The 24,042-nt window shown below is 67.3% G+C and carries 24 protein-coding genes; 7 read left to right on the top strand and 17 right to left on the bottom strand.

What is annotated here, in order from left to right:
- Positions 1 to 49 precede the first annotated feature (49 nt).
- The 6 genes from rnc to nagZ are packed head-to-tail and all read left to right on the top strand — an operon-like array spanning position 50 to position 4,708.
- Positions 50 to 754, top strand: coding sequence for a ribonuclease III (gene rnc, locus ACMGEZ_RS19090; protein WP_436823843.1), 705 nt, complete (start codon positions 50 to 52; stop codon positions 752 to 754).
- The gene (gene era, locus ACMGEZ_RS19085; RefSeq protein WP_436823842.1) at positions 751 to 1,716 is read left to right on the top strand and encodes a GTPase Era; all 966 of its coding nucleotides are present in this window, start codon (positions 751 to 753) and stop codon (positions 1,714 to 1,716) included. The genes rnc and era overlap by 4 nt, the downstream gene beginning before the upstream one ends.
- 16 nt (positions 1,717 to 1,732) lie before the next feature.
- On the top strand, positions 1,733 to 2,503 hold the full coding sequence (gene recO, locus ACMGEZ_RS19080; RefSeq protein WP_436823841.1) for a DNA repair protein RecO: 771 nt from the start codon (positions 1,733 to 1,735) through the stop codon (positions 2,501 to 2,503).
- On the top strand, positions 2,500 to 3,243 hold the full coding sequence (locus tag ACMGEZ_RS19075; RefSeq protein WP_436823840.1) for a pyridoxine 5'-phosphate synthase: 744 nt from the start codon (positions 2,500 to 2,502) through the stop codon (positions 3,241 to 3,243). The genes recO and ACMGEZ_RS19075 overlap by 4 nt, the downstream gene beginning before the upstream one ends.
- The gene (acpS, locus tag ACMGEZ_RS19070; protein ID WP_436823839.1) at positions 3,240 to 3,635 is read left to right on the top strand and encodes a holo-ACP synthase; all 396 of its coding nucleotides are present in this window, start codon (positions 3,240 to 3,242) and stop codon (positions 3,633 to 3,635) included. Before ACMGEZ_RS19075 ends, acpS begins: the two co-directional genes overlap by 4 nt.
- Positions 3,632 to 4,708, top strand: coding sequence for a beta-N-acetylhexosaminidase (nagZ, locus tag ACMGEZ_RS19065; RefSeq protein WP_436823838.1), 1,077 nt, complete (start codon positions 3,632 to 3,634; stop codon positions 4,706 to 4,708). Before acpS ends, nagZ begins: the two co-directional genes overlap by 4 nt.
- 6 nt (positions 4,709 to 4,714) lie before the next feature.
- Here the strand turns inward: nagZ and ACMGEZ_RS19060 are convergent, their stop codons facing one another.
- The 4 genes from ACMGEZ_RS19060 to ACMGEZ_RS19045 all read right to left on the bottom strand — a co-directional run bounded on the left by ACMGEZ_RS19060 (position 4,715) and on the right by ACMGEZ_RS19045 (position 8,753).
- Positions 4,715 to 5,224: a M48 metallopeptidase family protein gene (locus ACMGEZ_RS19060; RefSeq protein ID WP_436823837.1), complete on the bottom strand. Its 510-nt coding sequence runs from the start codon at positions 5,222 to 5,224 to the stop codon at positions 4,715 to 4,717.
- Positions 5,221 to 6,501, bottom strand: a complete 1,281-nt coding sequence (locus ACMGEZ_RS19055) for an Hsp70 family protein (RefSeq protein WP_436823887.1) — start codon at positions 6,499 to 6,501, stop codon at positions 5,221 to 5,223. The genes ACMGEZ_RS19060 and ACMGEZ_RS19055 overlap by 4 nt, the downstream gene beginning before the upstream one ends.
- Positions 6,495 to 8,027: a lysine--tRNA ligase gene (lysS, locus tag ACMGEZ_RS19050; protein ID WP_436823836.1), complete on the bottom strand. Its 1,533-nt coding sequence runs from the start codon at positions 8,025 to 8,027 to the stop codon at positions 6,495 to 6,497. The genes ACMGEZ_RS19055 and lysS overlap by 7 nt, the downstream gene beginning before the upstream one ends.
- 78 nt (positions 8,028 to 8,105) lie before the next feature.
- Positions 8,106 to 8,753, bottom strand: a complete 648-nt coding sequence (locus ACMGEZ_RS19045; protein WP_436823835.1) for an LON peptidase substrate-binding domain-containing protein — start codon at positions 8,751 to 8,753, stop codon at positions 8,106 to 8,108.
- Between the two features lie 49 nt (positions 8,754 to 8,802).
- On the opposite strand from ACMGEZ_RS19045, the gene ACMGEZ_RS19040 reads away from it, so the two are divergent.
- Positions 8,803 to 9,363 (top strand): YggT family protein, encoded by a 561-nt coding sequence (locus tag ACMGEZ_RS19040; RefSeq protein WP_436823886.1) that lies wholly within the window; start codon positions 8,803 to 8,805, stop codon positions 9,361 to 9,363.
- A gap of 6 nt (positions 9,364 to 9,369) precedes the next feature.
- Here ACMGEZ_RS19040 and accD read toward each other — a convergent pair whose 3' ends face one another.
- The 13 genes from accD to gltA form a co-directional block, all read right to left on the bottom strand.
- Positions 9,370 to 10,242 carry an acetyl-CoA carboxylase, carboxyltransferase subunit beta gene (gene accD / locus ACMGEZ_RS19035; protein WP_436823834.1) on the bottom strand — a complete coding sequence of 291 codons (873 nt, stop codon included), beginning with the start codon at positions 10,240 to 10,242 and terminating at the stop codon, positions 9,370 to 9,372.
- 101 nt (positions 10,243 to 10,343) lie between these two features.
- Positions 10,344 to 11,189, bottom strand: a complete 846-nt coding sequence (gene trpA / locus ACMGEZ_RS19030; protein WP_436823885.1) for a tryptophan synthase subunit alpha — start codon at positions 11,187 to 11,189, stop codon at positions 10,344 to 10,346.
- Between the two features lie 56 nt (positions 11,190 to 11,245).
- Entirely contained in the window at positions 11,246 to 12,523 is a 1,278-nt protein-coding gene (gene trpB / locus ACMGEZ_RS19025) for a tryptophan synthase subunit beta (protein WP_436823833.1), read from the bottom strand.
- 48 nt (positions 12,524 to 12,571) lie between these two features.
- Positions 12,572 to 13,249, bottom strand: coding sequence for a phosphoribosylanthranilate isomerase (locus tag ACMGEZ_RS19020; RefSeq protein ID WP_436823832.1), 678 nt, complete (start codon positions 13,247 to 13,249; stop codon positions 12,572 to 12,574).
- Positions 13,246 to 14,058, bottom strand: coding sequence for a tRNA pseudouridine(38-40) synthase TruA (gene truA, locus ACMGEZ_RS19015; protein WP_436823831.1), 813 nt, complete (start codon positions 14,056 to 14,058; stop codon positions 13,246 to 13,248). Before truA ends, ACMGEZ_RS19020 begins: the two co-directional genes overlap by 4 nt.
- Before the next feature lie 25 nt (positions 14,059 to 14,083).
- Positions 14,084 to 16,639 carry a motility hub landmark protein FimV gene (locus ACMGEZ_RS19010; RefSeq protein WP_436823830.1) on the bottom strand — a complete coding sequence of 852 codons (2,556 nt, stop codon included), beginning with the start codon at positions 16,637 to 16,639 and terminating at the stop codon, positions 14,084 to 14,086.
- A gap of 273 nt (positions 16,640 to 16,912) precedes the next feature.
- Positions 16,913 to 18,055: an aspartate-semialdehyde dehydrogenase gene (gene asd / locus ACMGEZ_RS19005; protein WP_436823829.1), complete on the bottom strand. Its 1,143-nt coding sequence runs from the start codon at positions 18,053 to 18,055 to the stop codon at positions 16,913 to 16,915.
- A 90-nt stretch (positions 18,056 to 18,145) separates the two neighbouring features.
- A complete protein-coding gene (leuB, locus tag ACMGEZ_RS19000; RefSeq protein WP_436823828.1) occupies positions 18,146 to 19,234 on the bottom strand; it encodes a 3-isopropylmalate dehydrogenase in 1,089 nt (362 codons plus the stop codon).
- A gap of 25 nt (positions 19,235 to 19,259) precedes the next feature.
- Entirely contained in the window at positions 19,260 to 19,910 is a 651-nt protein-coding gene (gene leuD / locus ACMGEZ_RS18995) for a 3-isopropylmalate dehydratase small subunit (protein WP_436823827.1), read from the bottom strand.
- An 11-nt stretch (positions 19,911 to 19,921) separates the two neighbouring features.
- Positions 19,922 to 21,343 (bottom strand): 3-isopropylmalate dehydratase large subunit, encoded by a 1,422-nt coding sequence (gene leuC, locus ACMGEZ_RS18990; protein WP_436823826.1) that lies wholly within the window; start codon positions 21,341 to 21,343, stop codon positions 19,922 to 19,924.
- Between the two features lie 47 nt (positions 21,344 to 21,390).
- On the bottom strand, positions 21,391 to 22,335 hold the full coding sequence (locus ACMGEZ_RS18985) for a LysR family transcriptional regulator (RefSeq protein WP_436823825.1): 945 nt from the start codon (positions 22,333 to 22,335) through the stop codon (positions 21,391 to 21,393).
- 116 nt (positions 22,336 to 22,451) lie between these two features.
- Positions 22,452 to 22,592, bottom strand: a complete 141-nt coding sequence (locus ACMGEZ_RS18980; RefSeq protein WP_436823824.1) for an entericidin A/B family lipoprotein — start codon at positions 22,590 to 22,592, stop codon at positions 22,452 to 22,454.
- A gap of 119 nt (positions 22,593 to 22,711) precedes the next feature.
- Positions 22,712 to 24,022: a citrate synthase gene (gene gltA / locus ACMGEZ_RS18975; RefSeq protein ID WP_436823823.1), complete on the bottom strand. Its 1,311-nt coding sequence runs from the start codon at positions 24,020 to 24,022 to the stop codon at positions 22,712 to 22,714.
- Positions 24,023 to 24,042 lie beyond the last annotated feature (20 nt).

Here is a 24,042-nt window from a genome sequence, read left to right as displayed (position 1 = left end):
TTTCCGAGGGGTTGCGCAGGCCCCGGCGCAGCGCCTCGACGGGCCGGCCGTGACGGGCGGTGACCTTGACGCGCTGCAGGCGCGCCTGCAGCATTCTTTTTCCGACCCGCGGCTGCTCCAGCGTGCATTGACGCACCGCAGCTTCTCGGCCGATCACAACGAACGGCTCGAATTCCTCGGCGATTCGGTGCTCAACCTCGCGGTCGCTCACCTGCTCTACGAGCAGCTGTCGCAATTGCCCGAGGGCGACCTGTCCCGGGTGCGGGCCAATCTGGTCAAGCAGGACACCCTGCATCAATTGGCACTCAAGCTGGCGCTGTCCCCGCTGCTGCGGCTGGGCGAAGGGGAAGCGCGCTCCGGCGGGCCGAACCGGCCCTCGATCCTGGCCGATGCGCTGGAGGCGTTGATCGGCGCCGTCTACCTCGACGCCGGCTATGGGCCGGCCCAGGCGCTGGTGCGACGGCTCTACGAATCCGTCGCCATTACCCCGCGCATGGACGCCGCGGCCAAGGACCCCAAGACCGAATTGCAGGAATGGCTGCAGGGCCACAAAATGAAGCTGCCGGTCTACCGTGTGGTCGGCACGCTGGGCGCGGCGCACAAGCAGACCTTCGATGTCGAATGCGAGGTACCCGAACTGGGCTTGCGCGAACGCGGCATCGGAGGCTCGCGGCGCGCCGGCGAGCAGGCCGCTGCCGCCGCCATGTTGATCCGGCTCAAGGCGCGCGGAGGCGCTGCAAAGGCATCCCCATGAACCATCCCACCGAATCCGACCCGCTCCCTCCCGCAGAGGGCGCGGGGCCGAACCCATCCCCCGGCCAGCGCTGCGGCCTGGTGGCCATCGTCGGCAAGCCCAACGTGGGCAAGTCGACGCTGCTCAACGCGCTGGTCGGCCAGAAGATCAGCATCACCTCGCGCAAGGCGCAGACGACGCGGCACCGCATCACCGGCATGCGCACGCGCGGGCTGACGCAGTTCGTTTTCGTCGACACGCCGGGCTTCCAGACACTGCACGCCAACGCGCTCAACCGCTCGCTCAACAAGACCGTGGTGGGCGCGGTCTCGGACGTGGACCTGATCCTTTTCGTGGTCGAGGCCGGGAGTTTCACCGCGGCCGACGAGCGGGTGCTGAAGCTGCTCGGCACCGGCATCCCGACGGTGCTGATCGCCAACAAGCTCGACAACGTGCATCGGCGCGGCGAGCTGGCGCCGTGGCTGCAGGACATGCAGAGCCGGCACGCGTTCGCCGAGTTCGTCCCGATGTCGGCCAAGAACCCGAAGGACATCGAACGCCTGTTCGGCATCTGCGAAAAGTACCTGCCGGAGCAGGCCTGGTGGTATTCCGAGGACGAGCTCACCGACCGCAGCGAGCAATTCCTCGCCAGCGAGCTGGTGCGGGAAAAGCTGTTTCGCCTGACCGGCGACGAGCTCCCCTACACATCGACCGTGGTGATCGACAAGTACGAGGAGGAGCCGCCTGCCCGCAAGGGCCAGAAGCGCCTGCTGCGCATCGCCGCCACCATCGTCGTGGAGCGCGACAGCCACAAGGCGATGGTGATCGGCGACAAGGGCGAGCGCATCAAGCGCATCGGCATGGAAACGCGGCAGGAGCTCGAAAAACTCGCCGACGCCAAAGTCTTCATCGAGCTTTGGGTCAAGGTGCGTTCGGGCTGGGCTGACGACGAGGCACGGGTGCGTTCATTCGGATATGAATGAACGCGCCCAAGGGTGAATGGCAACTCACCGCGTTTCGCATGAACCGGCCTATGTGCTGCACCACTACGACTGGAGCGAGTCGAGCCTGATCCTGGAGGTCTTCACCCGCCACCACGGGCGCATCGCCCTGGTGGCCAAGGGGGCCAAGCGGCCGAGCTCCAACTTCCGGCCGGTGCTGCTGCCGCTGCAGCCGCTGCAAGTCAGCTACGGCGGCGACGCCGAGATCCGCACCCTCAAGGGCGCCGAGTGGATGGGTGGCCATGTGATGCCCACCGGCGAAGCCCTGCTGTCGGGCTACTACCTGAACGAACTTCTGCTGCGCCTGTTGGCACGCGACGACGCGCACGAGGCGCTGTTCGACGGTTACGCCGTCATGGTGCAGGTGCTGGCCGGCGACCATGGCGGAGCCCAGGCTGCCACCCAGGCGGCCGCGCTGCGGGCCTTCGAGCTGCTGCTGCTGCGCGAGGTCGGGCTGCTGCCGGTGCTGGATATCGAAACGCTGACGCTGGTGCCCCTCGACCCGCAGGCTCGGTACGCCCTCGTGCCCGAGGCCGGCCTGCGCCTCGCAGCCGAGGACGAAACCGCGCTCGAAGGCGCCGAGTGGCAGGCCCTGCAGCGCACGCTCGAGGAGCGCGCGCCCCTGGCTGCCACGCTGCGCCAGGTCGCGACCATGAACGTCGGCGCCAGCAGCGCCCTTCGCAACCAGCTGCGCGTGCTGCTCAACTACCATTGCGGTGTGAGCACGCTGCGCACGCGCCAGATGATGAGAGACTTGCAAGCCTTATGAGCACTTCCCTGTCGATCAACCTCAACAAGGTGGCGCTGGTGCGCAACACGCGCTCGCTGGGCATCCCCAGCGTGCTCTTCGCCGCGGCGCTATGCCTGGATGCCGGGGCGCACGGCATCACGGTGCACCCCCGGCCCGACCAGCGCCACATCCGGCCGCAGGACGTGCAAGACCTGTCGGAGCTGCTGCGCAAGGACTGGCCCCAGGCCGAGTTCAACATCGAGGGCAATCCGTTCCACAACCTGATGGACTTCGTGCGCGAGCTGCGCCCGCACCAGGCGACCTTCGTTCCCGACGAGGTGGCCCAATCGACCAGCGACCACGGCTGGACTTTCCCCGATGATGCCGATCGGCTGCGGCCGCTGATCGCCGAAGCCAAGACCCTGGGCGTGCGCGTGAGCCTCTTCATGGATCCGGAGCCGGACATGATGGCGGCCGCCAAGGCCGTCGGCGCCGACCGCATCGAGCTTTACACCGAAGGCTATGCCGCCTCGCGCGGCACCTCCAGGGCGGACACGGTGCTGGCGCTTTACGCCGAGGCCGCCCGCGCGGCGCAGGCAGCCGGCCTCGAAGTCAACGCCGGTCACGACCTGAGCCGCGACAACCTCACCGAGTTCCTGCGGGCGGTGCGCGATGTGCGCGAGGTTTCGATTGGCCATGCCTTCGTCTCCGATGCACTGGAGCTAGGCTACGCCGCAGCCACGCGGGACTACCTGCGCTGTATTCGAGAGGCCACGTGATCTACGGCATCGGCACCGATATCTGCGACATCCGCCGCATCGCCGCAACCTTCGAGCGCCAGGGTGAGCGCTTTGCGCAGCGCGTGCTGAGCGACGCCGAACTCGCCGTCTGGCGCGCCCGCAGCGCCCGCTGGCCCAAGCGCGGCTTGCGCTACCTGGCCACCCGCTTTTCCGCCAAGGAGGCCTTCAGCAAGGCCATCGGCATGGGCATGCGCATGCCGATGAGCTGGCGGCTGTGCGAGATCGCGAACCAGCGCAGCGGCAAGCCCGTGATCGTGCTCCACGGTGTGTTGAAGGACTGGTTCGAGGCCGAAGGCCTGGTTGCGTACGTGACAGTGACCGACGAGACCGACTACGCGGCCAGCTTCGTCGTGGTCGAACGCGTGCCATGACCGACCAGAATCTCGTGCACGCCCCCTTGATCATCGACGTCGCGGGCACCGCCTTGAATGCGGCCGACCGCCGACGCCTTGCCGATCCGCTGGTGGGCGGCGTGATCCATTTCGCGCGCAACTGGCAGGACCGGGCTCAGATGAGCGCCCTCAACGCCGAGATCAAGGCGCTGCGGCCGGACATGCTGATCTGCGTCGACCACGAAGGGGGTCGGGTGCAGCGCTTCCGCTCCGACGGCTTCACGCGCCTGCCCTCGATGCGCACGCTGGGCGAACTCTGGATGCGCGATCCGATGCGTGCCACCCAGGCGGCCGTGGCCTGCGGGCATGTGCTGGCCGCGGAGCTGCGCGCCTGCGGCGTCGATTTCAGCTTCACGCCCGTCCTGGACCTGGACTACGGCGAAAGCAGCGTGATCGGCGACCGCAGCTTCCACCGCGATCCGCGCGTGGTCGCGCTGCTGGCCCGCAGCCTCGCGCACGGCTTGCTGCAGGCGGGCGTGGCCAACTGCGGCAAGCATTTTCCGGGGCATGGCTTCGTGCGTGCCGATTCGCACGTGGCGATCCCCGTGGACCGTCGCAGCCTCAAGGCGATCCTGGCCGACGATGCGAAGCCGTACGACTGGCTGGGCGGCACGCTCGCAGCAGTCATGCCGGCGCATGTGATCTATCCGAAGGTCGACGCCCGTCCGGCGGGCTTCTCGCCGAAGTGGCTGCAGCAGATCCTGCGCGGCCGACTCGGGTTCGAAGGGGCGGTGTTCAGCGACGACCTCAGCATGGAGGCCGCGCGCAGCATTCAGGGGGAGCTGCTGAGCTACACCGATGCCGCGCTCGCCGCACTCGACGCTGGCTGCGACCTCGCGCTGCTGTGCAACCAGAGCATCGGCGAGAGCACGGTGCTCGACGAAGTGCTCGACGGCTTTGCGGCAGCGCGCAGCAACGGCCGCTGGAAGCCGGAGGCCGTCCGCGAGGCGCGTCGGCGCGCTCTGCTGCCACAGGGCGATGCGCTCGCCTGGGACGAGCTCATGCACTCGCCGGCCTATCGGCAGGCGGCGGCAACGCTGTCCAGACTCTGACCTCGGTCAGGCTGTCGCCGACCAGAGTGCAGCTCCGCCACTCTCCAGGTGCGTCAGGTAGAGGCGCAGGTCGAACTCGAACCGGTGATAGTCCGGCTCCATGTGCATGCAGAGCTGGTAGAAGGCCTTGTCATGGTCGCGCTCCTTCGTGTGCGCCAGTTCGTGCACGACGATCATGCGCAGCCATTCGATCGGCACTTCCTTGAACAGGTTCGCCACGCGGATCTCGCGCTTTGCCTTGAGCTTGCCGCCCTGCACGCGCGAGATGGTCGTGTGGGTGCCGAGCGCGTTGCGGATCACGTGCAGCTTGCTGTCGAAGGCAACCTTGGCCAGCGGCTCGGCGTTGCGCAGGAACTCGCTTTTCAGTCCGCTCACGTAGTCGTAGAGCGCACGGTCCGTCCGGATGCCGTGCACACCGCCGTACCGCTTCAACAGCCAGTCGCCGAGGCGGCCCTGCGTCACGAGCTCTTCGACCTGGGCGCGCAGCGCCGCGGGGTAGGCGGCCAGGTATTTCATGCGGGTCGCGACATTCCGACGCCGGCGGCGGCATAGGCCAGGCCTGCGGCCACGCCGCCGAAGAGATCGCCTTCGATGACCTCGGTGCCCGGAAAGGCCTTCCGCAGCGCGCTTTGAAAGGGGCGCAGAGCCGAGGAGCCGCCGGTCAGATACAGGGCGTCGAGCTGGCCGCTGCGCAGGCCTGCACGCGCGACGCAATCGCGTGCACACGCGATCACGTTGTCCAGCTGCGCCGCGAGCTGGCGGTCCATGTCGCCGGCCGTGAGCATGGCGCTCAGCTCGGGTTCTGCGAACGACAGGTCGATCGCCACGTCGTCCCTGGTCATCGAACTGCGGATCTTGGCCTCTTCCACCTCGCTGGCAATGCGATGCCCCTGCCGGTCGGAGAGCACGTTCATGAGCCGGTCGTGCAGCCGCGTGTCGAGGTAGTTGACGCGCAGCTCCTGCGCCTGCCGGATCGCCTTCGGCGCATAGAGCCAGTTGATCAGGTGCCACGACGACAGATCGAAAAAGGTCCTGCTCGGCACCTCGCGGCCCTGTGGGCCGATGTGGCGAAATCCGAAATGCGGCATGACGCATTCGACGCTGAGCCGCTGGTCGAAGTCGGTGCCGCCGATGTGCACGCCCGTGGTGGCCAGCACGTCGCTGGAGCGATCAGTCTTTGCGATCCGCCCGGGGCCGAGGCGCACCACGGTGAAGTCGGACGTGCCGCCGCCGATGTCGACGATCAGCACCAGCGATTCGCGGGCGACGCGCCGCTCGTGGTCGAAGGCGGCGGCGATCGGCTCGTACTGGAAGTCGACCTCGCCCAGGCCGGCGTTCCGCGCGGCCCTGCGCAGCGTGGCTTCGGCCTCGCGGTCGCGCGCCGGGTCATCGTCAACGAACTGCACCGGCCGACCGACTACGACCCGCGCGGGCCGCACGCCGAGCTGTTGGTGCGCGCGTGCGGCAAGCTCCGACAGGAAGAGGGCGATGATGTCCTCGAAGCTGACGCGCTGGTGGCCGATCTCGGTCTGGTCCTGCATCAGCGCGCTGCCGAGCAGGCTCTTGAGCGATCGCATCAGCCGGCCCTCGGTACCCGCCAGGTACAGCGCCACCGCCTCGCGGCCGAAATGCGTGCTGCGGTCCTCGGTGTTGAAGAAAACCGCGGTCGGGATCGTCGTGGCCGATCCCTCCAGCGGCAGCAGGCGGGCGAGTTCGCTCCCTGCTACGCACGCGACCGCGGAATTGGAGGTGCCGAAGTCGATGCCGAGGACGGGCGCCTGTGTACTCAAGATTCCCGGCGCAATGCAGGAAAGAGGATCACGTCACGGATGCTGGGCGAATCGGTCAGCAGCATCATCAGCCGGTCGATGCCGATGCCGCAGCCGCCGGTGGGCGGCATGCCGTATTCCAGCGCGCGCACGAAGTCGTGGTCGAAGAACATCGCCTCGTCGTCGCCGCTGTCCTTCGCCGAGACCTGGGCGTTGAAGCGGGCGGCCTGATCCTCGGCGTCGTTGAGCTCGCTGAAGCCGTTGCCGAACTCGCGGCCGGTGATGTAGAGCTCGAAGCGCTCCGTGACCTCCGGGCGCTCGTCGTTGGCGCGCGCCAGGGGCGAGATCTCGGTCGGGTGCTCCATGATGAAGGTCGGCTGCCAGAGCTTCTCTTCGACGGTCTCCTCGAAGTACATCACCTGCAGGCTCGCCAGGCTGCGTTGGGAGAGCTTGTCCTTCTCCTCGCTCAAGCCGAGCTTGCGAAGGGCATCGCGCAGCCAGGCGGCATCGTCGGCGCTCGCACCGGCCTCGGTGTGCCTGGCGATCGCCTCGCGGATCGTGAGCCGCTCGAAAGGTTGGCTGAGGTCCACCGGCTTGCCCTGGTACTCGAGCTGGAGCTTTCCGACGCTCTTCTGCGCAATCGTGCGGATCAGCGTCTCGGTGAAGTCCATCAGGTCGCGGTAGTTCCAGTAAGCCGCGTAGAACTCCATCATCGTGAACTCGGGGTTGTGCCGCACCGAGATGCCCTCGTTGCGGTAGCTCCGGTTGATCTCGAAGACGCGCTCGAAGCCGCCGACGATCAGGCGCTTCAGATAGAGCTCGGGCGCGATGCGCAGGAACATCTCCTGGTCCAGCGCGTTGTGGTGCGTCTTGAAGGGCTTGGCGTTGGCGCCCCCAGGGATCGGGTGCAGCATCGGCGTCTCGACCTCGAGAAAGCCGTTGGCCACCATGAATTCCCGTAGCGCGCTCACCGCGCGGCTGCGTGCGACGAAGCGCTCGCGCGCCGACTCGTCGGTGATCAGGTCGACGTAGCGCTGCCGGTACTTCTGCTCCTGGTCGGCCATGCCGTGGAACTTGTCGGGCAGCGGGCGCAGGCTCTTGGTCAGCAGGCGCAGCCGCGTCACCTTGACCGAGAGCTCGCCGGTCTTGGTCTTGAAGGCAGTGCCTTCGGCGCCGACGATGTCGCCAAGGTCCCAGCGCTTGAATTCTGCGTAGGCTTCTTCGCCGATGGCGTCGCGCGTGATGTAGAGCTGGATGCGGCCGGTGGCGTCCTGCACCGTGGCGAAGCTGGCCTTGCCCATCACTCGCTTGAGCATCATGCGGCCGGCCACGCTGACGGCGATCGGTGTGGCTTCGAGCGTCTCTGCCTCGGTCTGGCCGTGCGTCGCGATCAGTGCTGCCGCGCGGTCCGCGGGCTTGAAGTCGTTCGGGAAGGCGACACCCTTGCCCTCGGCCTGTGCGGCGCGCAGCGCCTTCAGCTTCTCGCGCCGTTCGGCGATGAGTTGGTTGTCGTCGTGGGCGGAGGCAGTTGAGGGGAGGGCGTCGGACATGAGGGGAGAAGTAGGAGCGCGGCAGTCGCGCGCAACCGGCGATTTTAGCCGGCGGTGTCCTGCAGCCCGGCTGCCGGGCTACTTCGTGATGCCGGTGCGCACGAGCAGGTCGCCCACCAGCTCGAGCCGCATCAAGGGGCTGTCCAGCTCCATCAGCCGCTGCTTGAGCTCGGCCGGTACCGGCAGCAGCTCGCACCAGCGGTTGGCCACCCAGCCGCAATCGTCGAAGCGGAAGGGCGGCTGAACCGGCAACCGGACCTGCTCGTTGGCCTGGCTGCGGCGCCGCTCTTCCAGTGTGTCCACCAAGCGGCGCAGCGCGTCGGAAACGGCTCGAAGATCATCGGGGACGGCGAGCGCCACGTCGTCGGCGACGGTCTCGACCTCCGCGGTCCAGAGCCCATGGGTCTGCAGCGCGCTGGTGCGCACGCGGAAGCGCTGCGTGCCCACGCATGCGATCTGCATCAGCCCGACCTGCGGGACATCGAACTCGCGGATCTCGGCGAGCGTGCCGACCCCGGCAAAGCGCTCGGCCTGCGCGCCCGCGCGCCGGACTTCCGCGCCCTGCGTCAGGCTGACCACGCCGAAGGGCGTGCCTGCCTTGTGGGATTTGCCGATCATGTCGAGGTAGCGCACCTCGAAGATGCGCAGCGGCAGGAAGCCGCCGGGAAAGAGCACGGTGCCCAGCGGGAACAGGGGCAGCGGCTGCGGGAGGAATTGAGTCGTCATCGAGGAACCTTGCGTGGCTATCATCGCATTCCGTTCACGACAGCGCGCCATGTTCTACCAGATCCCATCGTTCCTTCTCGACGTGATCGTCGGCCTCCTCGGCGGGGCATGCCTGCTGCGCCTGTACATGCAGTACCACCGCGTGCCTTTCGGCAATCCGCTGGGGCGCTTCGTGTTCGCGATCACCGACTGGATCGTGCTGCCGATGCGGCGCGTCATACCCGCAGTCAAACGCTGGGACCTGGCGAGCGCCGCGGCCGCTTGGCTGCTGGTGATGCTCAAGTTCCTGCTGCTGTGGGCCCTGATGGGAGCGCTCGGCCGCTGGGCGATCCTGCCGCTGGTGTCGCTGATCGGGCTGATGCAGCTGGCGGTGTCGGGCCTGACTGCGCTGCTGATCGTCTATGCAGTTCTCTCGTGGATCCCGAATGCGTCGTCGATGCTCCAGGACCTGATCGGGCGCCTGGCCGAGCCGCTGGTGCGGCCGCTGAGGCGCTTCATCCCGCTGGTGGGCGGCGTGGATCTGTCGCCGCTCGCCGCCATCGTGCTGCTCCAGGTGGGCGCCATCGTGCTCGGAAGCCTGATGGCGACGATCTTCGGGATCGGCCGCTGACCCGGGTCAGTCCACTGCGTCGGCCGGCTGTCGCAGCAGCATCGCGAGCGTGTTGGCGACCGTCTTGCGCAGTTCGCGCCTGTCGCAAATGAAGTCGATCGCACCCTTGGTCTGAAGGAATTCGGCACGCTGGAAGCCTTCGGGCAGCGTCACCCGCACGGTCGATTCGATCACCCGCGGGCCTGCAAAGCCGATCAATGCCTTGGGCTCGGCGATCACCACATCGCCCACGAAAGCGAAGCCGGCGCTCACGCCGCCCATGGTCGGGTCGGTCAGCACGCTGATGTAGGGCAGGCCCTTCTTGGCCAGCCGCGTGAGTGCCGCGTTCGTCTTGGCCATCTGCATCAGCGACAGCAGGCCTTCCTGCATGCGTGCGCCGCCGGTGGCGGTGAAGCAGATGAAGGGCACCTTCTGCTCGATGGCGGTTTCGACGCCGCGCACGAAGCGCTCGCCAACCACGCTGCCCATGCTGCCGCCCATGAAGTCGAACTCGAAGCAGGCGACCACCACGTTGATGCTGTGGACGGAGCCGCCCACGACCACCAGCGCGTCGGTCTCGCCGGTGTTTTCGAGTGCTTCCTTGAGCCGTTCCGGGTACTTGCGGCTGTCCTTGAACTTGAGGGCGTCGACCGGCAGAACCTCCTGGCCCACTTCGTAGCGGCCTTCCGAGTCCAGGAAGGCGTCGATACGTGCGCGTGCGCCGATGCGGTGGTGGTGGCCGCAACTCGGGCATACATTCTGGTTGTGCTCGAGGTCGGTCTTGTAGAGCACGGTGTCGCAGCTCGGGCACTTGATCCAGAGGCCTTCGGGCATCTGGCGCCGCTCGCTCGGGTCGGTGGGCGCAATCTTGGGCGGAAGCAGTTTTTCAAGCCAGCTCATGGGGGCTCCAGTTCGATGTTCTCGCGAAGCAAGCCTTCGCGGCGAGTAGCTCCCCTCTCCCGCCCGCGGGAGAGGGGCTGGGGGCGAGGGGCGACGCCGGATTATCGGCCAGCCGCATTCTTGGCCGTCGCCGCCGGCAGCGCATCCAGCGCTTCCCGGATCTCGGCCAGGAATTCGCGCACCAGCGGTACCACCTGCTCGCGCGGCTGCGCGTCGATCAGCTGGATGATGCGGGTGCCGATCACCACCGCGTCCGCCGTCGAACCCACGGCCTGCGCGCTGCGCGCATCGCGGATTCCGAAGCCCACGCCCACCGGCAGCTTCACGTGCTCGCGGATGCGCGGGATCATCCGGCCGACCGCCTCGGTGTCGAGGTGCCCGGCGCCGGTCACGCCCTTGAGCGAGACGTAGTAGACATAGCCCGTGGCGATGCGGCCGACCTGCGCCATGCGCTCGGGCGTGCTGGTGGGGGCCAGCAGGAAGATCAGGTCGATGCCGTGCGCCTGCAGGCCGGCGGCGAAGTCCTCGCATTCCTCGGGCGGGTAGTCGACCACCAGCAGCCCGTCGACCCCGGCGGCCGCGGCGTCGCGGATGAAGCTGCCCTTGCCGTGCACGCCGTCGTAGCGCTCGATGGGGTTGGCATAACCCATCAGCACCACAGGCGTCGCGTCGTCCTTGCGGCGGAAGGTGCTCACCATGGCCAGCACCTGCTTCATCCCGACCCCCAGCGCCAGCGCGGCTTCGCCAGCGGCCTGGATCACCGGGCCGTCGGCCATCGGGTCGGAGAAGGGCACGCCGAGTTCGATCACGTCTGCGCCTGCTTCCACCATGCCGTGCATCAGCTCGGGGGTGATGTCGGCGTAGGGGAAGCCGGCCGTGACGTAGGGAATCAGTGCCCTGCGGCCGTGCTCGCGGAGGCGCCCGAAGGTGGCAGCGATGCGGCTCACTGGAGTGCCTTCGCCTTCGGTTACGGCGCTATTCGCCTTCGGGGCGGCCGTGCGGCTCATGCGCGGCCTCCCTTCACGCTGAGGCCGCGCATCGACGGCCGGTCGTAGAAGTCCACGCCCGACAGGTCTGCCACGGTGCCGATGTCCTTGTCGCCGCGGCCGGAGAGATTGACCAGGATCGACTGGTCGGCACGCATGGTCTTGGCGAGCTTCATGGCGTAGGCCACCGCGTGGCTGGATTCGAGCGCGGGGATGATGCCCTCGGTGCGGCACAGGTAGTGGAAGGCCTCGAGGGCCTCGCCATCGGTGACCCCCACGTACTCGGCACGACCGATGTCGGCCAGGTAGGCGTGCTCGGGCCCGACGCCGGGGTAGTCGAGCCCGGCACTGATGCTGTGGGTCTCGGTCACCTGCCCGTCCTCGTTCTGCAGGAGGTACGTACGATTGCCGTGCAGCACGCCGGGGCTGCCGCGCAGGATCGAGGCTGCATGCTTGCCGCTGTCCAGGCCTTCGCCGGCCGCTTCGACGCCGATGAGGCGCGTGCCCGTGAAGGGGATGTAGGGGTGGAAGATGCCCATGGCGTTGCTGCCGCCGCCCACGCAAGCCACCACGACATCCGGTTGCCGGCCTTCCGCCTCCCCGACGATGCCTTGTGCGGCCAGCATCGCCGGCATCTGCGCGATGCACTCATCGCCGATCACGCGCTGGAAGTCGCGCACCATCATCGGGTACGGATGCGGGCCGGCCACGGTGCCGATGATGTAGAAGGTGTTCTCGACATTGGTGACCCAGTCGCGCATTGCTTCGTTCAGCGCGTCCTTCAGGGTCTTGCTGCCCGATTCGACCGGGACCACGGTCGCGCCCAGCAGGTTCATGCGATAGACGTTCGGGCTCTGGCGCTTGACGTCCTGGCTGCCCATGTAGACCACGCATTCGAGCCCGTAGCGTGCGCAGATGGTGGCCGTGGCCACGCCGTGCTGGCCGGCGCCGGTCTCGGCGATCACACGCGGCTTGCCCATGCGCCGGGCGAGCATGGCCTGGCCGATGGTGTTGTTGACCTTGTGCGCGCCGGTATGGTTCAGGTCCTCGCGCTTCAGGTAGATCTGCGCGCCGCCCATCTCGCGGCTGGTTCGTGCCGCGTGGTAGATCGGCGAAGGACGGCCCACGAAATGCGCGAGCTCGTGGCGGAATTCGGCCTGGAATTCGGGGTCGTCTTTGTATTTCGCGTAGGCCTCGCGCAATTCGTTGATCGCGTGGGTCAGCGTCTCGCTGGCGAAGGTGCCGCCATAGATGCCGAAATGGCCGCTGGGATCGGGTTGGTCGTAGCTGTTCATGGTCTCGATCGGTGGGTGGGCCGCCGGGCGATCGAGCCGGGCGACGCGCTAGGTCAATGCATCGGCCGCCCGTACGGCGGCCACGAATTCGCGGATCTTCGCGGCGTCCTTGATGCCCTTGGCGGCCTCGACGCCGGAGCTCACGTCAACGGCCAGCGACTTCGCGGCCGTGCGCAACCGGCGAATGCCATCGCCCACGTTTGCAGGTGCGAGCCCACCACTCAAGACGAGGTGAGCGTCGACGGCGGGTGGAAGAAGTGACCAATCGAATGCCTTGCCGCCACCGCCATAGGCTTCGACATGGGCGTCGAGCAGGATGGCCAGGGCGTGGGAGTAATCGGAGGCGTATTTTACGAGGTCGAACGCGGCGCCGGCAGCGCCGAGCGGAATGCGGGCTGCGCGCATGAAGCGGTGGGTACCCCGGCCGCTCGCTTCCCAGCATTGCTCCGGAGATTCATCCCCGTGAAACTGGGCCATGGCGCCAGGCACGCCCTGCAGGGCCGCCAGGGCCGCAGGCGCCGGCTCGTTGACGAACAGCAGCACCGGCGTCACGAAAGGCGGCAGTCGCGAAGCCAACTGGCGCGCGCGGCTCGCGGTCACCGCGCGCGGGCTGGCCGCGTAGAGCACGAATCCCACGGCGTCGGCACCCGCCTCGACCGCTGCATCGACATCCTGCTCACGTGTGAGTCCGCAGATCTTGATGCGCGTACGGCCGGCTATGCTCATGGCGGGCCATCATACGTAGCGCCGCCCGCCTGCAGGGTCGCCTCGGGTGGAAGACCCCACCCGGCGTCGTAGAGCGGTCCGAGGAAGTAGAGCCCGTTGGGCGAGAAGGTCGGCGCGGCAACCAGGCGGCTGCGCGCCTCCAGCACTTCGCGCATCCATTTCGGCGGGGCCTTGCCATGACCGATGCGAACCAGGCAGCCCATGATGTTGCGGATCATGTGGTGCAGGAAGGCATCGGCCTCGAATTCGAAGTGCCAGCGGCAGCGGTCGTTGGCGCCTCGTCGCGTGATCTCGATGCGCCGCAGGTCCTTGACAGGCGACAGTGCCTGGCAGGCCGAGGCCCGGAAGGAGCTGAAGTCGTGCCGGCCCAGCAGCATGGCCGCGGCGGCGCGCATGGCGTCGCCATCAAGCGGGTGGATGGACCAGCCGACCCGGCCCGCGTCCAGGCTCGGGCGCACCGGCGACTGCGACAGCACGTAGAGATAACGCCGCGTCAGGGCGCTCGCGCGGCAATGAAACTGGCTGGGCACGGGCTGCGCCCATTGCACCGCGATGTCATCCGGCAGAAAGCGATTGGTGCCGCGGACCCAGGAGACGGGCGCGCGCTCGATCGAGGTGTCGAAGTGCACCACCTGCATCAGCGCATGCACGCCGGCGTCGGTGCGACCGGCGCACAAGGTGGAGATGGGCTGATCGGCAAAGCGGCCGAGCGCGGCCTCCAGCTTGTCCTGGACGGTGCGGCCCGAAAGCTGGCTCTGCCAGCCCTCGTAGGCCTGGCCCTGGTAGCGGACGCCGAGGGCCAGCCTCACCGGGGGATCGGCTCCAGCAAGCCGCTCAGCGCAGTTGGCCGAGCAGTTGCTTGGCCTCGGCCTTCACATCGCCCGAGCCTTCGGCGGCCACTTCCTCCACCAGCGAGCGGGCACCTTCGACATCGCCGAGCGCCTTCAGTTCGCGCGCCAGCGACAACTTGATGGCATGCGGGCTTTCGCCGCTTTCCTCGGCCAGGGGCTCCAGGCGGCCGCGCTCGGTGTCGGCGGGGGCGCGCAGCCCGGCCATGGAGCTCATGTCGAACTCGATGAAGCCGGAATCCCCCGGCAGGCCGGCACGCAGGGTCGCCGGCTGGGTCATGTCTTCGTCCGAGGTCAGCGGTCCGCGGACCGTGGTCGTCTCGAGGACACCGGGGGCGGTGTCGAAGTCGTTGTGCAGGTCGAGCTTGCCGGCCGGCGCGGTGGGCCCCGAATGGCTTCCATTCGTCACCGCCGTACGCGGGGCCTGCGCGGACACCTGGATCTGCGTCTGCGGCAAACTGGCGCTAACGGGAGCGGGAGCCGGGGGCTTGCTCAGGTCAAGGTCGAAATCCAGCGGGGCGACCGACGGCACGAAGGCCGGTGGGGGCGCGGCGACTACCGGGGGAGGTGTGGGCGCCGCAGCAACAGGAGCCGCTGGCGCTGCCGTTGCGGCGGCCAGGGTGCCGGCGAAGGCAGCAGCTTCGGCGGACGTGACGTTCCGGCCGCCCGATTCGTACAGCGGATTGCCGGGGTCCAGCTCCTTGCCCATTTCTGCCACGCGGTTCCAGTCGCTGCCGGTGCTGCCGGTCAGCTTGTGCACGTCCGACGCGAGGGCCTCGAAGGCGCGCATGTCGCGCCGCTTGGCGTGGATCTCGAGCAGTTTGAGGTGGATGGCGGTGCGTTCGGGCGTGACGCGCAGTGCCTCGCGCAGGATTTCCTCGGCCTGCAGGTCGCGGCCGTAGGCGAGGTAGACGTCGGCCTCGGCCACCGGATCGACGTCGCCGGCATCGAGCTGGCTCGGCGAATAGGACAGCGAGGAAACGACCGAATTGCCCCGGTTCTTGGTGTCCACCGACTCGCCGCCGCTGGCGCCGAAGAAGGAATCCTTGGGGATACGGCTCTCGAGGAACACGCTCTCGCCGGCTTCGCGACGTTTGCGGCCCAGGACGCGGTACAGCAGGAAGCCGCCCAGCAGGGCGATCAGCGCGGCACCACCGAGGATCAGTGGGTTTGCGAGCAGTTCGTCGAAGAAGCTGGGGGCGGGAGCTGGGGCGGGCGCCGCGGCCTTGGGGGCAGTGGCCGCCGGGGCTGGCGCCGTTGCGGCAGCGGAAGCAGCTGCCTCGGGCGCTGGGGCCGGCGCCGTCGGCGCGTTTGCTGCAGGTGCAAGCGTGGATGGCAGGGCGGGCGCGGCCGGAGTCGCGGTGGCTGCGGTAGCGCCGGAAGTCGGTGCGGCGCCTGGTGGTGCCGTCGCAGGTGCAGCGGGCGAGGCTGCCGTGGCCGCAGGCGCCGTTGCTTGCGGCGTGCCTCCGGCGGCGGCGACCGGCGGGCTACCGCTTGCGGCTTGCAGCTTGTTCAGCTCTTCAATGTTCTTCGACAGCTCGGCGACGCGCGTGCTGCTTTCCTGGCTCTGGCGGCTCCGGGCCAACTGCTCTTCGGTTTGCCTGCCTGCGCCGCCCTGCGTGACGCGCAGCTTGTCGGCAGCGGCGTTCGCAGCGTTGCGGTCCTCGACGTTGGCCTGCAACTGGCCCTTGGCCTGCCTGTCCGCCTCGGCGACCTGCGAGGCTGGAGCATTTTCGGCCAAGCGGCGACGGTAGTCGCCGAAATCGCGGCTTTGCGCCGTCACCGTGCGCCTGGCTTCATCGCTTGGAACAGCCGCCGCCTGCGCCGCGCTCGGCACATCGAGCACGGCGCCGGCCTTCATGCGGTTGACGTTGCCGCCGATGAAGGCACTGGGGTTGGCCCGCAGCAGCGCCACCAGCATCTGATCGAGCGATACGTCCGCCGGCTTGTAGGCGCCGGCGATCTTGCTCGCGGTATCGCCAGGACGGACCGTCACCTGCTGGTCCCCCGAGCCGGTGCGTACGCTGCGCTCGGCTTCCGCGGGCGCAGCCGGAGCGGTTACAGCGGCGGCGGGCGCGCGGCGCGAAGGCGCCTGTGCGATTGCCGGGGCGCTGCGCGGCGCGGGCGCCGGGCTGATTTGCGGGGCGGTGGGTGCGATCGGCGCGGCTGCGGTGGCAGTGCGGCTCTTTGGCGGATCCAGCAGCACCGTGTAATCGCGCACGACGCGGCCGGAATTCCAGCTGGCCTCGACCAACAGGTCGATGAAGGGCTCGCTGAGCATGCGGTTGCTGGTGAGACGCACCACATAGCGCCCGTCGGCCCGGCGCTGCAGGCTGGTTCTCACATCGGCCAGCGCCGCGTTGTAGGGGACCCCGGCGGCATTGAAGGCCTCGGCGGAGGCAATACTGACCTTGAGTCCATCGGCTTCGGCCGGGGCGATCTCGGTGACCTCGATCTCGGCCCGCAACGGCTCGCCGAGGGCGGATTGCACATTGAGCCGTCCGAGTGCCAGCGCGGCGGCGTCGACACTTACCAGCCCCAAGCCCAAAGCCACCGCGGTACTGAGGAGAGAGAGCTGGCCGCGGGCAGGAAAGCGCGAGGTCGGGCGACTGGCCGGGAGTCGGGCCGCAGGCAACTGATGACGTGTCATGCTGGTAGGGGGCGAGCTTGGCCCGAAAGTGTAAGAGGACGTTAACATCATCACCCCGCACTGACAAGGCGACAGGGCTTGTCTACCCAGTGCGCGCCAACTTCGTAGCCCTTTGGCCGTTGCGACACCGCAACGCCGGGCGTCTGGAGGACGCCCGACGCCGCCTCAGGCCTCGAGCAGGATGCGCAGCATACGCCGCAGCGGTTCCGCGGCTCCCCACAGCAACTGGTCGCCGATGGTGAAGGCACCGAGGTATTCTGGGCCCATTGCAAGCTTGCGCAAGCGGCCGACGGGGATGTTCATCGTGCCGGTCACGGCGACCGGTGTCAGGTCCCGCATCGTGGCTTCGCGGGTGTTCGGCACCACCTTAGCCCAGGCGTTGTCGTTGGCGATGAGCGCCTCGATATCTGCCAAGGGCACGTCCTTCTTGAGCTTGAAGGTCAGCGCCTGGCTGTGGCAACGCATCGCGCCGACGCGCACGCAAAAGCCGTCGACCGGCGTGGCGGCGGTTCCGAAAGCTGCGCCCTGGCCGAGGATCTTGTTGGTCTCGGCGCCGGCCTTCCATTCTTCCTTGCTGGTGCCGTCGCCCAGATCCTTGTCGATCCAGGGGATGAGGCTGCCACCCAGCGGCACGCCGAAATTGGCGGTTTCGCCGTTGCTCAGGGACTGCTGCCGGGCCAGCACCTTGCGGTCGATCTCGAGGATGGCGGACTTCGGGTCGTCCAGCAGCGCGCGCACCTCTGCATGAAGGCTGCCGAACTGTGTCAGCAGCTCGCGCATGTGCTGGGCGCCGCCACCCGAGGCGGCCTGGTAGGTCATGCTGGTCATCCACTCGACCAGGCCTGCCTTGTAAAGGGCACCAACGCCCATCAGCATGCAGCTGACGGTGCAGTTGCCGCCGATCCAATTCTTGCCGCCCTTGGCGAGCGCCTTCTGGATCACCGGCAGGTTGACCGGGTCGAGCACGATGATGGCGTCGTCGTTCATGCGCAGGGTGGAGGCGGCGTCGATCCAGTGACCGTTCCAGCCCGCGGCGCGCAGCTTGGGGAAGACCGCGCTGGTGTAGTCGCCGCCCTGGGCGGTGATGACGATGTCGCACTTCTTGAGCGCCTCGATGTCGTGCGCGTCCTTCAGGGCGGTCTCGTTCTTCGCCATGGCCGGGGCCTTGCCGCCGGCGTTGGAGGTGGAGAAGAACAGCGGCTCGATCAGTTGGAAGTCGCCTTCGGCCTGCATGCGGTCCATCAGGACCGAGCCGACCATGCCGCGCCAGCCGACGAGACCGACCAGAGGTTGAGTTGCGTTCGCCATTTTCAGTTTGCCCTTGTGAAAAAAAGAAAGTCGTCTTTTTTGGCGCCCGGCTCGTCGGAGCCGGGAAGGGCATGACGAAACGGGCTGCGGTTAGCCGGTAATCGTCTTTTTGGTGATGGCTGCCACCACGGCGTCGCCCATCTCGCGCGTGCCGACCCTGGTCGTGCCCTCCGACCAGATGTCTGCCGTCCGCAGGCCCTGCGCCAGCACGTGCTTGACTGCCGACTCGATGCGGTCGGCAGCCTCGGCTTGGTTCAGGGAAAAGCGGAGCATCATGGCAGCGGACAGGATTGTAGCCAAAGGATTGGCAATCCCCTTCCCCGCAATGTCGGGGGCGCTGCCATGGCTGGGCTCGTAGAGGCCCTGGTTGCTGGCGTTGAGCGAGGCCGAGGGCAGCATGCCGATCGATCCGGTCAGCATGGCGGCCTCGTCGGAGAGGATGTCGCCGAACATGTTGCCCGTGACGACCACGTCGAACTTCTTGGGGGCCTTGACCAGCTGCATCGCAGCGTTGTCCACGTACATGTGGTCGAGTTCGACGTCGGGGTATTCCTTGCCCACTTCGCTCACAACGTCCTTCCAGAGCTGGAAGGTCTCGAGCACATTGGCCTTGTCCACGCTGGTCACCCGCTTGCTGCGCTTGCGCGCCGCCTGGAAGGCGACATGGGCGATGCGCTCGATCTCCGGGCGCGAGTAGCGCATCGTGTCGAAAGCCTCCTCTGCGCCCGGGAAGTGGCCGTCCGGTGCCGTGCGGCGGCCGCGCGGCTGCCCGAAATAGATGTCGCCGGTGAGCTCGCGGATGATCAGGATGTCCAGGCCCGCAATCAGCTCGGGCTTCAGGCTGGAGGCGCCGACCAGCTGCTCGTAGCAGATCGCCGGCCGGAAGTTGGCGAACAGGCCCAGGTTCTTGCGCAGGCCGAGGATCGCCTGCTCCGGCCGCAGCGAGCGCTCCAGCTTGTCGTATTTCCAGTCGCCGACCGCGCCGAACAGCACGGCATCGGCCTCCTTGGCCAGCTTGAGCGTGGCTTCGGGCAGCGGATGCCCGTGGGCTTCGTAGGCCGCGCCGCCGACCAGGGCGGTCTCCATCTCGAAGGCCAGGTCCAGCGTGTCGAGCACGCGGATGGCCTCGGCCACTATTTCGGTGCCGATGCCGTCACCGGGAAGAACTGCGATTTTCATGAGGTCGTTCTGAAGAATGAAAGGGTCAGGCGATCAGCTGGTGCGCCAGCCAGGGCTTGCGGGCCAGGCGCTCGGCCTCGAAGGCCTGGATCTTGTCCTTGTGGCGCAGGGTCAGGCCGATGTCGTCCAGGCCGTTGATCAGGCAGTACTTGCGGAAGGCCTGGACTTCGAAAGCGATCTCGCTGCCGTCGGGCTTGACCACGACCTGGCGCTCGAGATCGATGGTCAGGCTGTAGCCCGGAAAGGCGAAGGTCTCGTCGAAGAGCTGAGCCACCTGGGACTCGGACAACACGATCGGCAGCAGCCCGTTCTTGAAGCTGTTGTTGAAGAAGATGTCCGCATAGCTCGGCGCGATGATGGCGCGAAAGCCGTACTGGTCGAGCGCCCAGGGGGCGTGCTCGCGCGAGGAGCCGCAGCCGAAGTTCTGGCGCGCCAGCAGGATGGAGGCGCCCGCATAGCGTGGCTGATTGAGCACGAAGTCGGGATTGGGCTTGCGCGAGGCCGGATCCTGGCCTGGCTCGCCCGGATCGAGGTAGCGCCAGGCGTCGAACAGGTTGGGCCCGAAGCCGGTCTTCCTGATCGACTTCAGGAACTGCTTGGGAATGATGGCGTCGGTGTCGACGTTCTCGCGGTCCATCGGTGCCACGAGGCCTTTGTGGACGGTGAATTTCTGCATGGTCTTGCTCCTCAGGCGAATTGGCGGACGTCGACGAAGTGCCCGTGCACCGCAGCTGCCGCGGCCATGGCCGGGCTCACGAGATGGGTTCGGCCGCCGGCGCCCTGCCGGCCTTCGAAGTTGCGATTGCTGGTCGAGGCGCAGCGCTCGCCCGGCTCCAGCCGGTCGGCGTTCATCGCCAGGCACATCGAGCAGCCGGGCTCGCGCCATTCGAAGCCTGCGGCCTTGAAGATCTGGTCCAGGCCTTCGCGCTCGGCCTGTTCCTTCACCAGGCCGGAGCCAGGCACCACCATCGCGAGCTTGACGTTTTTCGCGACCTTCTGGCCCAGCTTCTTGACCATGGCAGCGGCCTCGCGCATGTCCTCGATGCGGCTGTTGGTGCAGGAGCCGATGAAGACCTTGTCGATGAAGATGTCGTTCATCGCCTTGTTCGGCTCCAGGCCCATGTAGCTCAGGGCGCGCTCGATCGCGCCGCGCTTGCTGGCGTCTTTTTCCTTGTCGGGGTCCGGCACGCGGCCATCCACGGGCACCACCATCTCTGGCGAGGTGCCCCATGTGACCTGGGGCCTGATCTGCGTCGCGTCGAGCTCGACCACGGTGTCGAAGTGCGCGCCGGGGTCGGACTGCAGCGTCTTCCAGTACTCGACCGCCTGGTCCCATTCGACGCCCGTCGGTGCCATGGGCCGGCCCTGGATGTAGGCGATGGTCTTCTCGTCCACCGCCACCAGCCCGGCGCGGGCACCGGCCTCGATCGCCATATTGCAGACCGTCATGCGGCCTTCCATGCTGAGATCGCGGATCGCCGAGCCGGCGAACTCGATGGTGTAGCCGGTGCCCCCGGCAGTACCGATGCGGCCGATGATGGCCAGCACGATGTCCTTGGCGGTGCAGCCGGCTGCGAGTTTGCCCTCGACCTTGACGAGCATGTTCTTGGCCTTCTTCGCCAGCAGCGTCTGCGTGGCCATCACGTGCTCGACCTCGCTGGTCCCGATGCCGTGCGCCAGCGCACCGAAGGCGCCATGCGTCGAAGTGTGCGAATCGCCGCACACCACGGTCATGCCCGGCAGCGTGGCGCCCGTCTCGGGTCCGATCACGTGCACGATGCCCTGGCGCTTGCTCAGGAAGGGGAAGAAGGCGGCGGCGCCGAACTCCCGGATGTTGCTGTCCAGGGTCGTGATCTGCTCTTTGCTGATCGGGTCGGCAATGCCGTCGTAGCCGCGCTCCCAGTGCGTGGTGGGCGTGTTGTGGTCGGCGGTCGCGACCACCGAGCTGATGCGCCAGAGCTTGCGGCCCGCCACGCGCAGCCCCTCGAAGGCTTGCGGGCTGGTCACCTCGTGGACCAGGTGGCGGTCGATGTACAGGATCGAGGTGCCGTCTTCCTCGGTGTGGACGACATGTTCGTCCCAGAGCTTGTCGTAGAGCGTGCGTGCCATGGTGATGGTCTCTTTCGTGGGGAGGGAAATTGTCTGCCGATCCGGTGTCAGGCCGCCAGCGGATCGGCCACCGCGTCCGGCGCCTGCAGGTGCTTGACCAGCGTGCGCGCTGCGACCGGCAATGTGGAAAAGTCGCGTGCCACCAGCCGGATCTCGCGTGCGGCCCAGGCGTCGTTGAGCGCGACGCTGCGCAGCCCACGCCCGATGCCGCCCTGCATCAGCTCGAAGGCGCGCCGCGGCATCACGCCGATGCCCAGGCCGTTTTCGATCATGCGGCACATGGCATCCAGCCCGGTGACGTGGATGCGCAACTTGATGGTGCGGCCGGCGGCCAGCGCCGCCTGGTGCATCGCGACGTAGATCGAGCTGTTGGTGTGCAGGCCCACGTGGTCGAAAGCCAGCGAATCTGCGAAGTCGATCGCACCGCGCCCCGCGAGTGGATGGCCCGCGGGCGCGATCAGCATCAGGGTGTCATGGCGATAGAGCAGACTCTGCAACTCGTTCGCACCCTCGGGCATGTGGCAGATGCCGAGATCGGCCGCGCCCTCGTGCACCGCGCGCACCACTTCGCTGCTGAGATGCTCCTCGAGGTCGATCTTGATGGCGTCGTGCTCGCGCGTGAAGGCGCCCAGGTCCTCGGGCAGGAACTGGACGATGGCCGAGATGTTGGCGTGCACGCGCACATGGCCGCGCACGCCGTCGGCGTATTCGCTGAGCTCGCCCTGCATCTTCTCGAGGCTGTAGAGCACGGAGCGCGCATGGTGCAGCAGGCTCTCGCCCGCCGGCGTCAGGTCGACGCCACGCGCGTGGCGGTAGAGCAGGGGCGTGCCGAGAGTGGCCTCCAGATCCGACAGCCGCTTGCTGATCGCAGAAGCGGCGATGAATTCGCGCTCCGCCGCTCGGCCGATGCTGCCGAGCTCGCAGACGGCCACGAACAACTGCAGCGACGTGAGGTCGATGCGGCGGGCGAAGCTGCGTTCGGATGAGGACATGAGGGGCCTGACATCTCATATGGAGATGGAGGCCCCTATTGTCCCTCTGTTTTTAGTCTCGAGTCATCGCGAACTGCGATGACATGGTTGCCTGTGGGCGATGGTCGCGCGGGCGTCTATTGGCGCTTCTTGCCCGAGTCTTCCATCTTTTCACCGGCCTTCTGCACGTCCTGGCCAGCACCCCTCCAGGTGTTGCAGCCCTGCAGGGGAACAGCGAGGGTGAATGCGACGGCGATCAATGCGGCAAGCCTCTTCATAACGTACTCCTTCGTTTAAAAGTGCTACGCAGAGTGCGCCTGCCACCTGACCGCGTGTGTCAGCCAAAACGCAGAAAAGCTGCCCGAGGGCAGCTTTCCGGAGTGAGCGCCGCGAACGATCAGCGCTTGGCGAGGGGCTGCACGTCGCGCTTGGGCGAGCCTTCGAAGAGCTGGCGCGGGCGGCCGATCTTGTAGTCGGGATCGCCGATCATCTCGTTGAGCTGGGCGATCCAGCCCACCGTGCGCGCAAGCGCGAAGATGGCGGTGAACAGAGGCACCGGGATGCCGATCGCGCGCTGCACGATGCCCGAGTAGAAGTCCACGTTCGGGTAGAGCTTGCGCGAGACGAAGTATTCGTCCTCGAGGGCGATCTTCTCGAGCGCCATGGCCAGCTTGAACAGCGGATCGTTCTCCAGGCCCAGTTCGCCGAGCACCTCGCGGCAGGTTTCCTGCATCAGCTTGGCGCGCGGATCGTAGTTTTTGTACACGCGGTGCCCGAAGCCCATCAGCTTCACGTTCGAGTTCTTGTCCTTGACCTGCTTGATGAACTCGCCGATCTTGTCGACCCCGCCGGCCTTCTGGATGTCGTAGAGCATGTTGAGCGCTGCCTCGTTGGCACCGCCGTGGGCCGGGCCCCAGAGGCAGGCCACGCCGGCCGCGATCGCCGCGAACGGGTTGGTGCCCGACGATCCGCACAGGCGCACGGTGGAGGTCGAGGCGTTCTGCTCGTGGTCTGCGTGCAGGATGAAGATGCGGTCGAGCGCGCGCTCGAGCACCGGGCTGACCTTGTACTCCTCGCATGGCGTCGCAAACATCATGTGCAGGAAGTTGCCCGCGTAGCTGAGGTCGTTCTTCGGGTACATGTACGGCTGCCCGATGGTGTACTTGTAGGCCATGGCCACCAGCGTCGGCATCTTCGCGATCAGCCGGATCGCGGCGATCTCGCGGTGCTTCGGATTGTTGATGTCCGTGCTGTCGTGATAGAAGGCCGACAGCGCGCCCACGAGGCCCGTCATGATGGCCATCGGGTGCGCGTCGCGGCGGAAGCCGCGCAGGAAGAACTGCATCTGCTCGTTGACCATGGTGTGGTTGGTCACGAGCTTGGTGAAGGCGTTCTTCTCGCCTTCGTTCGGCAGCTCGCCGTACAGCAGCAGATGGCAGGTCTCGAGGAAGTCGCAGTTGGTCGCGAGCTGCTCGATCGGGTAGCCGCGGTACAGCAGCTCACCCTTGTCGCCGTCGATGTACGTGATGGCCGATTCGCACGAGGCTGTCGACATGAAGCCCGGGTCGTACGTGAACATGCCTGTCTGGGCATAGAGCTTGCGGATGTCGATCACGTCGGGACCCATCGTCCCCTTGTAGATCGGCAGCTCGACGGCCTGTCCGCCGTTGCTGAACGACAGGGTGGCTTTGGTGTCGGATGCTTTCATTGCGAGTGTCTTTCAAAAAA

The organism is Variovorax stachyos, from assembly GCF_051400855.1.
Classification (GTDB): Bacteria; Pseudomonadota; Gammaproteobacteria; order Burkholderiales; family Burkholderiaceae_C; genus Variovorax.
This window is presented reverse-complemented; position numbering and strand designations above follow the sequence as displayed.

Coding starts and splice junctions, on each gene's coding strand:
- recO (WP_436823841.1), top strand. CDS start 1,733: ATGGCAACTCACCGCGTTTCGCATGAACCGGCCTATGTGCTGCACCAC.
- leuC (WP_436823826.1), bottom strand. CDS start 21,343: ATGGCACGCACGCTCTACGACAAGCTCTGGGACGAACATGTCGTCCAC.
- lysS (WP_436823836.1), bottom strand. CDS start 8,027: ATGTCCGACGCCCTCCCCTCAACTGCCTCCGCCCACGACGACAACCAA.
- ACMGEZ_RS18980 (WP_436823824.1), bottom strand. CDS start 22,592: ATGAAGAGGCTTGCCGCATTGATCGCCGTCGCATTCACCCTCGCTGTT.
- leuB (WP_436823828.1), bottom strand. CDS start 19,234: ATGAAAATCGCAGTTCTTCCCGGTGACGGCATCGGCACCGAAATAGTG.
- ACMGEZ_RS19060 (WP_436823837.1), bottom strand. CDS start 5,224: ATGAAATACCTGGCCGCCTACCCCGCGGCGCTGCGCGCCCAGGTCGAA.
- ACMGEZ_RS19040 (WP_436823886.1), top strand. CDS start 8,803: ATGTTCTACCAGATCCCATCGTTCCTTCTCGACGTGATCGTCGGCCTC.
- ACMGEZ_RS19075 (WP_436823840.1), top strand. CDS start 2,500: ATGAGCACTTCCCTGTCGATCAACCTCAACAAGGTGGCGCTGGTGCGC.
- accD (WP_436823834.1), bottom strand. CDS start 10,242: ATGAGCTGGCTTGAAAAACTGCTTCCGCCCAAGATTGCGCCCACCGAC.
- nagZ (WP_436823838.1), top strand. CDS start 3,632: ATGACCGACCAGAATCTCGTGCACGCCCCCTTGATCATCGACGTCGCG.
- trpB (WP_436823833.1), bottom strand. CDS start 12,523: ATGAACAGCTACGACCAACCCGATCCCAGCGGCCATTTCGGCATCTAT.
- leuD (WP_436823827.1), bottom strand. CDS start 19,910: ATGCAGAAATTCACCGTCCACAAAGGCCTCGTGGCACCGATGGACCGC.
- asd (WP_436823829.1), bottom strand. CDS start 18,055: ATGGCGAACGCAACTCAACCTCTGGTCGGTCTCGTCGGCTGGCGCGGC.
- ACMGEZ_RS18985 (WP_436823825.1), bottom strand. CDS start 22,335: ATGTCCTCATCCGAACGCAGCTTCGCCCGCCGCATCGACCTCACGTCG.
- ACMGEZ_RS19020 (WP_436823832.1), bottom strand. CDS start 13,249: ATGAGCATAGCCGGCCGTACGCGCATCAAGATCTGCGGACTCACACGT.
- era (WP_436823842.1), top strand. CDS start 751: ATGAACCATCCCACCGAATCCGACCCGCTCCCTCCCGCAGAGGGCGCG.
- gltA (WP_436823823.1), bottom strand. CDS start 24,022: ATGAAAGCATCCGACACCAAAGCCACCCTGTCGTTCAGCAACGGCGGA.
- ACMGEZ_RS19045 (WP_436823835.1), bottom strand. CDS start 8,753: ATGACGACTCAATTCCTCCCGCAGCCGCTGCCCCTGTTCCCGCTGGGC.